17 protein-coding genes are annotated in these 12,958 nt (G+C 72.7%); 16 read left to right on the forward strand and 1 reads right to left on the reverse strand.

The annotated features are described in order from the left end of the window. Positions 1-24 precede the first annotated feature (24 nt). From E4P39_RS19780 to E4P39_RS19835, 12 genes are all read left to right on the forward strand, one after another. Complete coding sequence (locus tag E4P39_RS19780) at positions 25-612, forward strand: hypothetical protein (RefSeq protein WP_135138303.1); 588 nt, start codon at positions 25-27, stop codon at positions 610-612. 140 nt (positions 613-752) lie between these two features. Continuing rightward, positions 753-2,510, forward strand: a complete 1,758-nt coding sequence (locus E4P39_RS19785; RefSeq protein WP_245159975.1) for a proline--tRNA ligase — start codon at positions 753-755, stop codon at positions 2,508-2,510. 168 nt (positions 2,511-2,678) lie between these two features. Next, positions 2,679-3,206 (forward strand): 30S ribosomal protein S16, encoded by a 528-nt coding sequence (gene rpsP, locus E4P39_RS19790; RefSeq protein ID WP_135138305.1) that lies wholly within the window; start codon positions 2,679-2,681, stop codon positions 3,204-3,206. A 3-nt stretch (positions 3,207-3,209) separates the two neighbouring features. Beyond that, positions 3,210-3,446, forward strand: coding sequence for an RNA-binding protein (locus tag E4P39_RS19795; RefSeq protein ID WP_135138306.1), 237 nt, complete (start codon positions 3,210-3,212; stop codon positions 3,444-3,446). 8 nt (positions 3,447-3,454) lie between these two features. Beyond that, positions 3,455-3,994: a ribosome maturation factor RimM gene (rimM, locus tag E4P39_RS19800; RefSeq protein ID WP_167761991.1), complete on the forward strand. Its 540-nt coding sequence runs from the start codon at positions 3,455-3,457 to the stop codon at positions 3,992-3,994. After that, positions 3,991-4,728 carry a tRNA (guanosine(37)-N1)-methyltransferase TrmD gene (gene trmD / locus E4P39_RS19805; protein ID WP_135138308.1) on the forward strand — a complete coding sequence of 246 codons (738 nt, stop codon included), beginning with the start codon at positions 3,991-3,993 and terminating at the stop codon, positions 4,726-4,728. Before rimM ends, trmD begins: the two co-directional genes overlap by 4 nt. Beyond that, positions 4,721-5,221, forward strand: coding sequence for an NUDIX domain-containing protein (locus E4P39_RS19810; RefSeq protein WP_135138309.1), 501 nt, complete (start codon positions 4,721-4,723; stop codon positions 5,219-5,221). Before trmD ends, E4P39_RS19810 begins: the two co-directional genes overlap by 8 nt. Positions 5,222-5,361: 140 nt before the next feature. Further along, positions 5,362-5,718, forward strand: coding sequence for a 50S ribosomal protein L19 (gene rplS, locus E4P39_RS19815; RefSeq protein ID WP_135138310.1), 357 nt, complete (start codon positions 5,362-5,364; stop codon positions 5,716-5,718). Positions 5,719-5,863: 145 nt separating this feature from the next. Beyond that, positions 5,864-6,709 (forward strand): signal peptidase I, encoded by an 846-nt coding sequence (lepB, locus tag E4P39_RS19820; RefSeq protein WP_245159976.1) that lies wholly within the window; start codon positions 5,864-5,866, stop codon positions 6,707-6,709. Positions 6,710-6,946: 237 nt separating this feature from the next. Next, positions 6,947-7,681 carry a response regulator transcription factor gene (locus tag E4P39_RS19825; RefSeq protein ID WP_135138312.1) on the forward strand — a complete coding sequence of 245 codons (735 nt, stop codon included), beginning with the start codon at positions 6,947-6,949 and terminating at the stop codon, positions 7,679-7,681. 132 nt (positions 7,682-7,813) lie between these two features. Further along, a complete protein-coding gene (locus E4P39_RS19830) occupies positions 7,814-8,569 on the forward strand; it encodes a ribonuclease HII (RefSeq protein ID WP_135138313.1) in 756 nt (251 codons plus the stop codon). Continuing rightward, on the forward strand, positions 8,566-8,886 hold the full coding sequence (locus E4P39_RS19835; protein ID WP_089336022.1) for a DUF2469 domain-containing protein: 321 nt from the start codon (positions 8,566-8,568) through the stop codon (positions 8,884-8,886). The genes E4P39_RS19830 and E4P39_RS19835 overlap by 4 nt, the downstream gene beginning before the upstream one ends. Here the strand turns inward: E4P39_RS19835 and E4P39_RS19840 are convergent, their stop codons facing one another. Next, positions 8,887-9,120 carry a hypothetical protein gene (locus E4P39_RS19840; RefSeq protein WP_135138314.1) on the reverse strand — a complete coding sequence of 78 codons (234 nt, stop codon included), beginning with the start codon at positions 9,118-9,120 and terminating at the stop codon, positions 8,887-8,889. It abuts the gene before it with no gap. Between the two features lie 109 nt (positions 9,121-9,229). Here E4P39_RS19840 and E4P39_RS19845 point away from each other — a divergent pair, with 109 nt between their 5' ends. From E4P39_RS19845 to E4P39_RS19860, 4 genes are read left to right on the forward strand one after another with little or no spacing between them, the layout of a single operon-like run. Continuing rightward, positions 9,230-9,589: a YraN family protein gene (locus E4P39_RS19845; RefSeq protein WP_135138315.1), complete on the forward strand. Its 360-nt coding sequence runs from the start codon at positions 9,230-9,232 to the stop codon at positions 9,587-9,589. Further along, positions 9,586-11,106 carry a YifB family Mg chelatase-like AAA ATPase gene (locus tag E4P39_RS19850; protein WP_135138316.1) on the forward strand — a complete coding sequence of 507 codons (1,521 nt, stop codon included), beginning with the start codon at positions 9,586-9,588 and terminating at the stop codon, positions 11,104-11,106. Before E4P39_RS19845 ends, E4P39_RS19850 begins: the two co-directional genes overlap by 4 nt. After that, positions 11,103-12,359 carry a DNA-processing protein DprA gene (gene dprA, locus E4P39_RS19855; protein WP_135138317.1) on the forward strand — a complete coding sequence of 419 codons (1,257 nt, stop codon included), beginning with the start codon at positions 11,103-11,105 and terminating at the stop codon, positions 12,357-12,359. Before E4P39_RS19850 ends, dprA begins: the two co-directional genes overlap by 4 nt. Before the next feature lie 60 nt (positions 12,360-12,419). After that, positions 12,420-12,890, forward strand: coding sequence for a hypothetical protein (locus E4P39_RS19860; protein WP_135138318.1), 471 nt, complete (start codon positions 12,420-12,422; stop codon positions 12,888-12,890). Positions 12,891-12,958: the final 68 nt, after the last annotated feature.

The following is a 12,958-nucleotide window of genomic DNA, read 5'->3' on the forward strand; positions in this document are numbered from 1 at the left end:
CCGTTCGGCTGCACCCTCCCTGGCATGAATCGATCAGTAGCACTCGGAGCCGCCTGGTCCGCATCGGCGGTCGCCGCCGTCGGCCTGGGCTTCCTGGCCGTGTCCCTCGTGGACGCCTCCGCCACGCCGAGCACCTCGCCCGTGGCGGCGACGACCACCGCATCGACGACGCCCGAGGCGCCGTCCGGCACCTCCCCGTCCCCGGTCCTGGCCACCGGCGAGTACGCCACCGTCGCCGGCACCGTCTTCGCCGACTGCACCAGCGGATCCCCCGTCCTGGCCGGCGCACCCGCGGTGGGCTGGTGGGCCGACGACTCGAACCGGCCCGGCGAGTTCGAGTTCAAGAGCGGCAATCAGAAGCTCGAGGTGCACGTCTCCTGCGTGAGCGGCAGCCCGCAGTTCTTCGACGAGGGTCTCCGCACCGACGACAGCGGCGGCAGCGGCAGCAGCTCGCACTCGTCGTCGTCCTCGGCGGCCTCGAGCTCGTCGGCCGGGCACTCCTCCGGGTACGACGACTCCTCCGGTCGCGACGGCGGCGGCCACGGCTCGGACGACTCCGGTGGTGACGACTCCTCCGGTCGCGGCGGCAGCGGGCACGGCTCGGACGACTGAGGAGATGCCCCCACTCCTGGCGACGCCCTGCGAGGGCGTCTCCGGGAGCGGGGGCCGAAGGCTCCCCGAGCGGGGGCGCGGACACGCTCGTCGCAGCCGGGGGAGGGGCGCTGATCGCGGTGTCGGGCAGTAGCCCGACAATGGGCATCGTGCTCCTTCGGATGTCGACGCTCTTTCTCCGCACGCTCCGTGACGACCCGGCCGACGCCGAGGTCCCCAGCCACCGCCTGCTGGTGCGGGCCGGCTACATCCGCCGGGCCGCGCCCGGTGGGTTCAGCTGGCTGCCGCTGGGCTTCCGCGTCTTCCGCAACGTCGAGCGCATCGTCCGCGAGGAGATGGACGCGATGGGCGCGCAGGAGGTGCACTTCCCCGCGCTGCTGCCGCGCGAGCCCTACGAGGCGACCGGCCGCTGGACCGAGTACGGCGACAACCTGTTCCGGCTGAAGGACCGCCGCGGGGTCGACCACCTGCTCGGCCCCACCCACGAGGAGATGTTCACCCTCCTCGTGAAGGACCTGTACTCGTCCTACAAGGACCTGCCGCTCTCGCTCTACCAGATCCAGACCAAGTTCCGGGACGAGGCGCGGCCCCGGGCCGGGCTGCTGCGGGGCCGCGAGTTCACCATGAAGGACAGCTACTCCTTCGACGTCGACGACGCCGGCCTGGAGCGCTCCTACGCCGCCCACCGCGACGCCTACATCCGCATCTTCGACCGGCTCGGCCTCGAGTACGCGATCGTCTCGGCGATGTCGGGCGCCATGGGCGGGTCGAAGAGCGAGGAGTTCCTGCACCCGACGCCGATCGGCGAGGACACCTTCGTGCGCTCGGCCGGCGGCTATGCCGCGAACGTGGAGGCGGTCACCACCGTGGCCCCGGACCCGGTCCCGTTCGACGGGCTACCCGAGGCGCACGTCGAGGACACGCCCGATACGCCGACGATCGAGACGCTGGTCGCGGTCGCCCGGGAGCTGTTCCCGGACGCCGGCTACACCGCGGAGTCGACGCTGAAGAACGTCGTCGTCACGCTGGTGCACCCCGACGGCAGCCGCGAGCCGCTGGTCATCGGCATCCCGGGCAACCGCGAGATCGACGCCAAGCGGCTGGAGGCGCAGGTGGCGCCGGCCGAGGTCGAGCCGTTCACCGAGTTCGACAAGCACCCATCCCTGGTGAAGGGCTACATCGGCCCGCAGGTGCTGGGCGGCGAGAGCGAGTCGAAGATCCGCTACCTCGTCGACCCCCGGGTCGTGCGCGGCAGCCGGTGGATCACCGGGGCGAACGAGCAGGGCCGGCACGTCTTCGACCTGGTGGCCGGTCGCGACTTCAGCTGGGACGGCGTGATCGAGGCCGCCGAGGTGCTGCCCGGTGACCCGGCGCCCGACGGCTCCGGCCCCCTGGAGCTGGCCCGCGGCGTGGAGCTGGGCCACATCTTCCAGCTCGGCCGCAAGTACGCCGAGGCGCTCGAACTGAAGGTGCTGGACGAGAACGGCAAGCTCGTCACGGTGACCATGGGCTCCTACGGCGTGGGCGTCTCGCGGGCGGTCGCGGCGATCGCCGAGTCGACCCACGACGAGCTGGGGCTCTGCTGGCCACGGGAGATCGCGCCGGCCGACGTCCACCTCGTGGCCACGGGCAAGGACCCGGCGATCTTCGAGGCGGCCGAGACGCTGTCGGCGGAGCTCGTCGCGGCCGGGCTCACCGTCCTCTACGACGACCGGCCGAAGGTGTCGCCCGGGGTCAAGTTCAAGGACGCCGAGCTGCTCGGGATGCCGACGATCGTCACCGTCGGCCGGGGTCTGGCCGAGGGCACGATCGAGGTGCGCGACCGCGCGACGGGCGAGCGCCAGGAGGTGCCCGTGGCCGACGCGGCGACCTTCGTGCTGGCCGCCGCCCGGGGCTGAGCGGACGGCCGGACGACCCTTCCGCGACGTCTGGCACAATGGCTGGTCGAACACGGCGGTGGCGGCCCTCTCACCGTTTCCGGCCGTGTCCATGGCTCCGCCCCGGCGTAACCCCACACGTCGCCCGGCGAGCAACCGATCCAGCGTTCGAGGAGTACACCACCCACCGTGGCCACCAAGATCAAGCTCATGCGCCTGGGCAAGATGCGCGCGCCGTACTACCGCATCGTCGTCGCCGACGCCCGGACCAAGCGTGACGGCCGCTCGATCGAGACGATCGGCAAGTACCACCCGAAGGAGGACCCGTCCTTCATCGAGGTCGACACCGAGCGCGCGCAGTACTGGCTCGGCGTCGGCGCCCAGCCGACCGAGGCCGTCGCCGCCATCTTCCGGGTGACCGGTGACTGGCAGAAGTTCAAGGGCGAGGCCGCGCCGCCGCCCATGCGGGTCGCCGAGCCCAAGCCGGACAAGAAGGCTATCTACGAGGCCGCCGTCCGCTCCGGCATGGACGAGCCGACCGCCGACGCGACCACGGCCAAGAAGAAGGCGGCGCCGAAGAAGGCCGCTGCTGCCGAGGCTCCGGCCGCCGAGGCTCCCGCCGCCGCCGAGACCCCCGCCGCCGAGACCCCGGCCGAGGCGACCGAGGCTCTGGCCACCGAGGCCGCCGAGGCCCCGGCCGAGAAGCCCGCCGAGTAAGACGTGCTCGAAGAGGCGCTCGAGCACCTGGTCAAGGGCATCGTCGACCATCCCGAGGACGTGACGGTCGACCTGCTCACCAACCGCCGTGGCAAGACCCTCGAGATCCGGGTGCACCCCGACGATCTCGGCAAGGTCATCGGCCGTGGCGGGCGCACCGCCAAGGCGCTGCGCCAGGTCATGAGCGGTGTCGGTGGACGCGGCCTGCGGGTCGACGTCGTCGACACCGACGGGCGCTGAGCGCAGGCTTGCCGGAACAGCCCTTCGACACCGTGGTGGTCGGCCGGATCGGCCGGCCCCACGGTGTCCGTGGTCTTGCCACCGTCGAGGTGCGCACCGACGACCCCGACCTCCGGTTCGCCCCGGGAGCGGTGCTGCTCACCGATCCGCCGGAGCGTGGTCCCCTCACCGTCGTGGAAAAGCGGTGGCACAGCGGGACGCTGCTGCTGCAGCTGGCGAGCCCGGCCGGCGAGGTCTACGGCACCCGCGAGGCGGTCGACGAGCTGCGCAACACCGTCTGCCTCGTCCCGGTCGCGGACCTCCCGGAGATCGACGACCCCGACTCGTTCTACGACCACCAGCTGGTCGGCCTGACCGTGCGGCTGCCCGACGACACCGTCGTCGGCGAGGTGACCGCGATCCGGCACGAAGCGCAGGACCTGCTCGTCGTGGACCGTCCGGACGCGGCCGAGGCGCTGATCCCGTTCGTCTCCGCGATCGTCCCCACCGTCGATCTCGCGGGTGGCTTCCTGGTCGTGGACCCGCCGGAGGGGCTGCTCGACCTGTGAGCTTCGCCATCCAGGTCGTCACCATCTTCCCGGAGTACCTGGCGCCGTTGCGTCAGTCGCTGCTGGGCAAGGCCGCCGAGCGTGGGTTGGTCACCATCGGCGTGCACGATCTGCGGCAGTGGACCGACGACGTCCACCGCACCGTCGACGACGCCCCCTACGGCGGCGGGCCGGGCATGGTGATGCGGCCGGAGCCCTGGGCCCGCGCCCTGGAGGCGGTGCGCCCGCCCGGAACCCGGCTCGTCGTCCCGACCCCGGCCGGGCAGCCCTTCACGCAGGCGCTCGCCGCGCAGTGGGCCGGCGAGCCCGGCCTCGTCTTCGCCTGCGGCCGCTACGAGGGCATCGACCAGCGGGTCGCCGACTGGGCGGCCGATGCCGGTCCGGTCTCGGAGGTCTCGATCGGCGACTACGTGCTCGCCGGCGGGGAGTCCGCCGTCCTCGTCATGGTCGAGGCGGTCACCCGGCTGCTGCCCGGGGTCGTGGGCAACCGCGAGTCGGTCGAGTTCGACTCGCACGCCGACGGCCTCCTCGAGGGCCCGTCCTACACCCGTCCGGCGTCGTGGCGCGGGCACGACGTGCCTCCGGTCCTGCTCTCCGGCGACCACGCCGCGATCGACCGCTGGCGTCGCGCGGAGTCGCTGCGGCGCACCGCGCAGCGCCGTCCCGACCTGCTGGCGGCGCTTCCCGACGGCGCGCTGACCGACGCCGAGCGGGCCCTGCTCGACCGTGACTGACCGCCCGATCATCCGGCCGACGGCGCGCGTGGTGGTGCTGGACCCGGACGGGCGGATCCTGCTGCTGGGCGCCCGGCTGACCGACCCGGCGATCGCGCCCGGCGACGTCCTGTTCTGGTACACGCCCGGCGGGGGAGTGGAGGGCGGCGAGAGGCTCCGCACGGCGGCCGTCCGGGAGCTGGCCGAGGAGATCGGGCTCGTGGTCGCCGAGGAGGACCTGGAAGGGCCGGTCTGGCTCCGCCGGCACGTCGGTGCGTTCGCCGGTCAGGACTACGACTCCCGGGAGACGTTCTTCGTGCTGCGCGACGTCGTCCACGAGGTCGACGCCAGTGGGCGCACCGAGCTGGAGCTGCTGGGGGAGGAGCCGCACCGCTGGTGGTCGGTCGCCGAGATCGCGTCGAGCACCGAGACCTTCGCGCCCGCCGACGTCGCGGCGGCCCTGCAGGAGCTGCTCGCCGGCCCGTGGACAGGGGCCCCGCGCGTCGTGTCCTGAACATGTGGCACAGTAGAGAGCTGCTGCAGAAGCTCCGACGAGGAGCCGCAGCCATTGATTCGGACGGCCGGGCTTTCCGCTGTCTGCACCGAACGAGCTCCGCCCGCCTAGACCTGAGCCAGAACATGAGGACTGCCGAGATGAACACCCTGGACGCACTCGACGCCGACTCGTTGCGCGACGACATCCCCGACTTCCGTCCCGGGGACACCGTCAAGGTCCACGTCCGCGTGGTCGAGGGCAACCGCTCGCGCATCCAGGTCTTCCAGGGCGTCGTCATCCGCCGTCAGGGCGGCGGCATCCGCGAGACCTTCACCGTGCGCAAGGTGAGCTTCGGCGTGGGCGTCGAGCGCACCTTCCCGGTGCACACCCCGGTCGTCGAGAAGATCGAGGTCGTCACCCGCGGCGACGTCCGCCGCGCCAAGCTGTACTACCTGCGCGAGCTCCGCGGCAAGGCCGCCAAGATCAAGGAGAAGCGCGACATCATCTCGCGCTGACACGCCTGAGGGCCGTTCCGGCCCACCGGCGACCCGGCGGGTCCTTCGCGCCGTACGCTGCTTCCTGATGAGCAGCGAACGGCATGGAGGGCCCGCCGATGTCGTTCCCGGGGATCCCGGATCTTCGTCGTCGGGAGAGCCCGGGATGACGCCGGCCGAGGGGACGCCGGCCGAGGGGAACGGCCGAGCCTCCCGACGCGCCCGTCAGCGGGCCGAGGCGAAGAAGGGCTCCCTGCTCCGCGAGCTGCCGGTGCTGCTGCTCGTCGCGTTCGTCCTCGCGCTGATCGTCAAGACGTTCTTCGTGCAGGCATTCTTCATCCCCTCGGGGTCGATGGAGCAGACCCTGCACGGCTGCACCGGCTGCACGGGTGACCGCGTCCTCGTCAACAAGGTGCCCTACTGGTTCGGTGAACCGGAGCCCGGCGACATCGTGGTCTTCAAGGGCCCCGACACGTGGACCCCCGAGGTGACCGTCACCGAGCCCAGCAACTGGCTCGGCGGCGCGCTGCTGTGGCTCGGCCGCACGGTCGGTGTCGCGCCGCCCAGCGAGGACGACTTCGTCAAGCGCGTGATCGCCGTCGGCGGCCAGACGGTGCAGTGCTGCGATCCCGAGGGCCGGGTCACGGTCGACGGTCAGCCCCTGGAGGAGCCCTACATCTTCGAGGACTCCCCGATCGACCAGCGGGCCTTCGGGCCGGTCACGGTGGACGACGGCCGGCTGTGGGTCATGGGTGACCACCGGTCGGCCTCGGCGGACTCCAAGGTGCACATGGGTGACCAGTACTCCGGCACCATCGGGGTCGACGACGTCATCGGCAAGGCCGCGATGATCGTCTGGCCGGTCAGCCGCTTCGGGATGCTCGACTCACCCGACATCCAGGGCACCGAGACCGCGTCCGCAGGTGCGACGGTCGCGCCCTACGCGGTGGGTCTGGCCGGGGCCGTCCCGTTCGTCGCCTGGCGCCGTTCGCGCGCCCGCAGCGGCGACTGAGCAACTCTCTCCCGCCCTTTTGCGGTCCGCACCGCGCGCCTGATGCGGCGCATTCGCAGCCATTGGCGACGCCCGACCGTTTCGCTGTTACCGGTGAGGCCGTCCAACGGGCCTATTGCTATCGCGGGATAGCAATCAGAAAAATGTACGGAAAGTATTCAAGCAACCGTTTCACCCTTCCGATGGAGACATTGCAAGTTCACCGGAGTCGAAACGGAGTCAGTTGTGTCTGCACCTATGGCGAGCACCGCCCGCGGGGTCACCCGCGTGCTCCTCCTCGCTGACGCGCCCGTCCTGCGTCGCGGTCTGGTCGGCATGATCAACGAGACCGCCGGCATGCAGTCGGTGGGTACGCCCGGCGAACTGCGCCGCGCCCTCACGCTGGTCGAGTCGGCCCGCCCCGACGCCGTCGTGGTCGAGCTCGGCACCGGCCGCGCCGCGACCCTCAACGCCTGCCGTGACCTGCGGCGCCGCTTCCCCCGTGTCGCGATCGTCGCGCTGGCCTCGTCCGAGGACCCGGCCGTCGTGAACGAGGCGCTCGCCGCGGGTGTCCGTGGCTACCTCATGATCAACACGTCTCCGACGCTGCTCGGCTGGGCCATCCTGGCCGCCCGGGCCGGCCGGACCGTCGTCGACCCGCAGATCCGCCGGGTCGAGCCCTCCGACGTGCCGGCCGCGAAGCCGTTCACGCCGGAGATCCCGCTCACGCGGCGGGAGTCCGACGTGCTGGACGAGCTCCTCCAGGGCCAGTCCAACCGTGCGATCGGCCGCAACCTGTTCATCAGCGAGGACACCGTCAAGTCCCACGTGAAGGCCATCCTGCGCAAGCTGGGTGCCCGCGACCGGGCCCACGCGGTCTCCCTCGTGCTGTCCAACCGTCAGCCCGGGTGCACGTGCGGGCACGCCGGCGGCTCGGCGGACCTCGGTAGCGCCGAGATCGCCGAGTCCGAGATGGGTACCGCCGAGATCTGATCGGCTCCGCACTCCGGCGTACGACGGGCCGGTCCTCCTCGGAGGGCCGGCCCGTTCCGCGTCGCGGGTAGGCGATGTCGGGTGGTGTCCCGCTCCCGCCCTCGGTCCCGCCCGTCGTAGGGTCGTTCTGCGATGGCCTTCCGATCCGCTGTGCACACCCGAGCCGCCGACGACCGCCCCGACGCCCTCTGGGACATGGAGCGCTCGCTCCGCCGCCGGGGCTTCGCCATCGTGGCCGGCGCCGACGAGGCGGGGCGCGGCGCCTGTGCGGGCCCGCTCGTCGCGGCCGCCTGCGTGCTGCCGGCGGGGAAGCGCGGCCGGGTGCCCGGACTCGCCGACTCCAAGCTGCTCACCCCCGCCGCCCGCGAGCGCGTCTACGCGGAGGTCGTCGACCGGGCGCTCGCCTGGTCGGTCGTCACCATCCCGGTTCCCGACCTCGACGCCCGGGGCATGCACGTCACCAACATCGAGGCGCTGCGTCGGGCCGTCCTCAGCCTGGACCCCGGGCCGGACTACGTGCTCACCGACGGCTTCCCGGTGCCCGGGCTGGCACGGCCCGGGCTCGCCGTCTGGAAGGGCGACCGGGTGGCGGCCTGCGTCGCGGCGGCCTCGGTGCTGGCGAAGGTGACCCGCGACCGGATGATGCTGGAGCTGCACGAGCGCTTCCCGGAGTACGACTTCGCCGGGCACAAGGGCTACATCACCGACGTCCACAGCGCGGCGCTGGAGCGGCACGGGCCGTGTCCGGAGCACCGGATGCGCTTCGTCAACGTGCGCAGCGCCCGGGACGCGCACGCCGCCAGGGGGTTCCAGGTCACCGCGCCGGTCGGCATGGTCGATGATGGGGACATGGTCCCTTCCGGTTCCCCTGCGGAGCAGCGTCGATGAGCACCGAGGACCTCGAGAAGTACGAGACCGAGATGGAGCTGCAGCTCTATCGCGAGTACCGGGACATCGTCCGCCAGTTCACCTACGTCGTGGAGACCGAGCGGCGCTTCTACCTCGCCAACTCCGTCGACCTCCAGGTGCGCGAGGCCGGCGGCGAGGTCTACTTCGAGTTGAAGCTGTCCGACGCCTGGGTCTGGGACATGTACCGGCCGGCGCGCTTCGTCCGCAATGTGCGGGTGCTGACGTTCAAGGACGTCAACGTCGAGGAGCTGGACAAGCCCGACCTCGAGCTGCCCGACAACCCCCGCCTGCCGTAGTCACTCGCCGTCGTAGGCCTGGACTCGCTCCAGGTTCGTGACGTCGAAGACCTCGGCGGCGGAGACGACGGAGACCGGACCGCCGGCGAGGGGCTTCATCGTCAGCCAGCCGGCGGGCGAGAAGCGGACGAACGCGTCCACGGGCGGCCGGTTCGAGACGACGGCGGACCGCAGCCGGACTGTGGCCTGGTAGGTGTCCCGGTCGTTGATCTGCACCACTGTCTCGACGTACATGGCGCGACGGTAACCGGGCGGGTGGTCCACGCCGTCCACAGGCGGGTCTCCCGTCCACAGCTCCGCCTGAGCCCTTCTCCCGACTCGCGGGGACGGCGACGGTCGACGGGTGCTCTCCACCAGCGAACTCGGGGCGCGCGGCGAACACATCGCCGCCGCCTACCTCACCGACGCCGGCCTTCGCGTGCTCGACCGGAACTGGCGCTGCCGCGAGGGAGAGCTGGACATCGTCGCCCGGGAGGGCAGGGCGCTCGTCTTCTGCGAGGTGAAGACGCGGCGGGGCACCGGCTACGGCTACCCCGTCGAGGCGGTGACGCGGGTCAAGCAGCGTCGCCTGCGCGTCCTGGCCCAGCGGTGGCTCGATGCCCATGACGAGCACGCCCCGGACCTGCGGTTCGACGTCGTCGGCGTCCTCGTGCGGCCGTCGCGGCCGGCGCTGGTCACCCATCTGCGGGCGGCGTTCTCGTGACGCTCGCCCGCACCTGGTCGGTGGGCCTGGCCGGGGTGCACGGCGCCATGGTGGAGGTCGAGGTCGACATGGCCGCCGGTGTGCCGCAGGTGGTGCTCGTCGGACTCCCGGACGCGGTGGTGCGCCAGTCGGTGGACCGGGTTCGCGCAGCCGTCGTCAATGCGGGCGGCAGCTTTCCACTGCGCCGCATCACCATCGGGCTCTCGCCGGCGGCGATGCCGAAGCAGGGGAGCGGCTTCGACCTGGCGCTGGCGGCGGGGATCCTCGCGGCGAGCGGCGCCGTTCCGACGGAGGCGGTCGACCGGCTCGTGCTCCTCGGCGAACTCGGTCTCGACGGCTCGGTGCGCGGCATCCGCGGCGTCCTCCCGGCGGTGCTGGCCGCGGCCCGGGCGGGTCATCCGCAGGTGGTCGTCCCGGCAGCCAACGCGGAGGAGGCCGCGCTGGTCGAGAGCGTGGAGGTCCTTGCCGCAGACACGCTCGCGCAGGTCGTCGCCCACCTGGCCGGTCGGGTGGCTCTGCCCCGGCACGTCCGCGGGGCGCTGCCCGAGCCACCGGCGGTGCCCGACCTCGGTGACGTCGTCGGTCAGGCCGCGGGGCGGCGGGCGGTCGAGGTCGCCGCCGCGGGCGGCCACCACCTGTTCCTCGCCGGCCCACCCGGGGCGGGCAAGACGATGCTGGCGGAGCGGCTGCCCGGCCTCCTGCCACCGCTCGACGAACAGGCGGCGCTGGAGGTGACGGCGATCCATTCGGTGGCCGGCACGCTCCCACCCGAAGCGCCGCTGGTGGCCCGGCCGCCCTACGAGTCGCCGCACCACTCGGCGACGATGGCCGCGCTCATCGGCGGGGGCTCGGGGCAGATCCGGCCGGGCGCCCTCTGCCGCGCGCACCGCGGGGTGCTTTTCCTGGACGAGGCGCCCGAGTTCCCGCGAGCCGTTCTCGACACCCTCCGCCAGCCGCTGGAACGCGGCAGCGTCACCATCCACCGCGCGGCCGGGGCGGCCACCTTCCCGTGCCGCGCGCAGCTCGTGCTCGCCGCCAACCCGTGTCCGTGCGCCACGGCCGCGGGCGACGCGGCGTGCACCTGCAGTGCGCTGGAGCGGCGGCGGTACCGGTCGCGCCTGTCCGGGCCGCTGCTCGACCGCATCGACCTGCGGGTGGACCTGCCGCCGGTGACCCGGGCGGCCTGGCTGGACGGGTACGGGGACCCGGAGACCACGGCGACCGTGGCCCGGCGCGTGGCCGCGGCCCGCGCGGCCGCGGCGGAGCGGCTCGCCGGGACCGGTCTGACGGTGAACAGCCAGGTGCCCGGCCGGCTGCTGCGGAGCCGGTGGTCGGTGCCCCGGTCGTCGCTGGCGCTCGCCGAGCGGGCGCTGGAGCGGGGTGCCCTCTCGGTGCGCGGCTTCGACCGGGTCACCCGGGTCGCGTGGACCCTGGCGGACCTGGCGGGCCGGCCGGTGCCCGGTCCCGACGAGGTGGCCGAGGCGCTCGGCATGCGCCTGCAGCGGGTCGCGGCATGACGCTGGACGAGGATCTGGAGGCCGCGGCCGGAACGGGCGGACGGCTGCCCACGGGGGAGGTGCACCCGGCGCTGCGGCGGGCCCGGGCGTGGCTCAGCCGGGTGGCCGAACCCGGGACCGTCGACTTCTGGCGGTTCGTGGACGCAGTGGGTCCCGTCGCGGCCGCACAGCAGCTGCGCGGCGGAAGGGCGCCGGAGCGGATCCGCACGCTGGTGGGCGCCCGGGCCGGGCAGGACGAGACCTTGGCGGACCTGCGGCGCGCCGAGCAGTGCGGGGCGCGCCTGATCGTGCCGGAGGACGACGAGTGGCCGGCCCTGCCGCTCCACGCCCTGACGGTCGCCGTGAGCGGCGAGCCCGACGACCCCCGGTATCAGTCCGACCGGACGACCGCGCCGGTCCCCCCGGTGGCGCTCTGGGCGCGCGGTTCGGCCCGTCTCGACGAGCTCGTCGAGCGCTCGGTCGCCATCGTCGGCTCGCGAGCGTCGACCGCGTACGGGGAGCACGTCGCGGCCGAGCTCGGTCACCGGCTGGGGGAGCGCGGCTGGACGGTGGTCTCCGGCGGGGCGTTCGGCATCGACGCGGCCGCCCACCGCGGCGCGATGGCCGCCGAGGCGCCGACGCTGGCCGTCCTCGCCTGCGGCGTCGACCGGCCCTATCCGGCTGCGCACGGCGCTCTGTTCGCCCGCATCGCCGAGACCGGCCTGCTGGTCAGCGAATGGCCGCCCGGGTGCGCACCGCTCCGGCACCGCTTCCTCGTTCGCAACCGGCTGATCGCCGCCCTGACGCGCGGCACCGTGGTCGTGGAGGCCGCGGCCCGCTCGGGTGCCCAGGCGACGGCGAAGCGGGCCCGGCGGCTGGGGCGGGAGGTGCTGGTCGTTCCGGGGCCGGTGACCTCGGCGATGTCGGTCGGCTGCCACGAGCTGCTCCGCGATCCCGATATCCAGGCGACGCTGGTGGCCTCGGTAGAGCACGTGATCGAGGCGGTGGGCGGCATCGGCGTCGATCTCGCCGCACCGCCGGACCGTCCCACAGGCCCACGGGACGGGTTGTCCGACCTCGCGAGCCGGGTCCTGGATGCCTGCCCGGTGCGCACGGGGGTCGGTCCCGAGCGGCTGGCGGCGGTCGCGGGCTGCGACGTGCTGGAGGTGCTGCGCGTCCTCCCGGCCCTGGAACTGGCTGATCTCGTGCAGTGGACCGGCACCGGCTGGCGGCTGGCCCCGCCCCCTCGAGAGGCGGTGACTCGCGGAGGTTGAGCCACCGGAATGTCATGGGCGAGAGCCGTCATAGGGCTGAACATGGATAGCCTGCGCCATATGGACCCGGCGATCGTCGCCCTCATCACGGCCGCCCTGACGACGTTCGTCGCCGCCGGGACCGCGTTGCTCGTCGCCCGACGGCAGCACGAACTGCAACTGATCCGGGAAATGGACGCCGCGTCGATCGCGCGGCTGGGGGCGTTCCTCGGCGCAACGCACGCCGTCTCACTTGCCGTGTCCAAACTTGCGCGCGCATCCGAGAGCGACAAGGCGGATGTCGAGGCGGAGGCCGACGAGACAGCCGATCGGATGAATACCGCCTTGGCCGCTGTGCGCGTCGCTGAGCCCAACCTTGTCGTTTCTGCTGCGAGGGCTTTGGATCGCTACCTGATCGAGTTGTTGGACGATGCCAGGTCCAGCCAATGGGAGCGTGAAGCCTGGCGACAGCGGCGTGCAGCGACGGAGACACTCGTCGATGACGTGATCGTCGCAAGCCGCGATTCTGTAGAGGCGCGGAAGCGGAAGTAGCAACTACTCGCGACGGCGACGGTCATGTCCGGGCAGTCGACCGACTGGCGCGCACCCTGTGCTGACTG

The sequence above is a fragment of the Blastococcus sp. CT_GayMR19 genome, from assembly GCF_004570385.1.
Classification (GTDB): Bacteria; Actinomycetota; Actinomycetes; order Mycobacteriales; family Geodermatophilaceae; genus Blastococcus_B.

Excerpts from the sequence above, each read along its gene's own strand:
- E4P39_RS19780 (WP_135138303.1), top strand. The coding sequence starts at position 25 with ATGAATCGATCAGTAGCACTCGGAGCCGCCTGGTCCGCATCGGCGGTC.
- E4P39_RS19785 (WP_245159975.1), top strand. The coding sequence starts at position 753 with ATGGGCATCGTGCTCCTTCGGATGTCGACGCTCTTTCTCCGCACGCTC.
- rplS (WP_135138310.1), top strand. The coding sequence starts at position 5,362 with ATGAACACCCTGGACGCACTCGACGCCGACTCGTTGCGCGACGACATC.
- lepB (WP_245159976.1), top strand. The coding sequence starts at position 5,864 with ATGACGCCGGCCGAGGGGACGCCGGCCGAGGGGAACGGCCGAGCCTCC.
- E4P39_RS19825 (WP_135138312.1), top strand. The coding sequence starts at position 6,947 with ATGGCGAGCACCGCCCGCGGGGTCACCCGCGTGCTCCTCCTCGCTGAC.
- E4P39_RS19830 (WP_135138313.1), top strand. The coding sequence starts at position 7,814 with ATGGCCTTCCGATCCGCTGTGCACACCCGAGCCGCCGACGACCGCCCC.
- E4P39_RS19835 (WP_089336022.1), top strand. The coding sequence starts at position 8,566 with ATGAGCACCGAGGACCTCGAGAAGTACGAGACCGAGATGGAGCTGCAG.
- E4P39_RS19840 (WP_135138314.1), bottom strand. The coding sequence starts at position 9,120 with ATGTACGTCGAGACAGTGGTGCAGATCAACGACCGGGACACCTACCAG.
- dprA (WP_135138317.1), top strand. The coding sequence starts at position 11,103 with ATGACGCTGGACGAGGATCTGGAGGCCGCGGCCGGAACGGGCGGACGG.
- E4P39_RS19860 (WP_135138318.1), top strand. The coding sequence starts at position 12,420 with ATGGACCCGGCGATCGTCGCCCTCATCACGGCCGCCCTGACGACGTTC.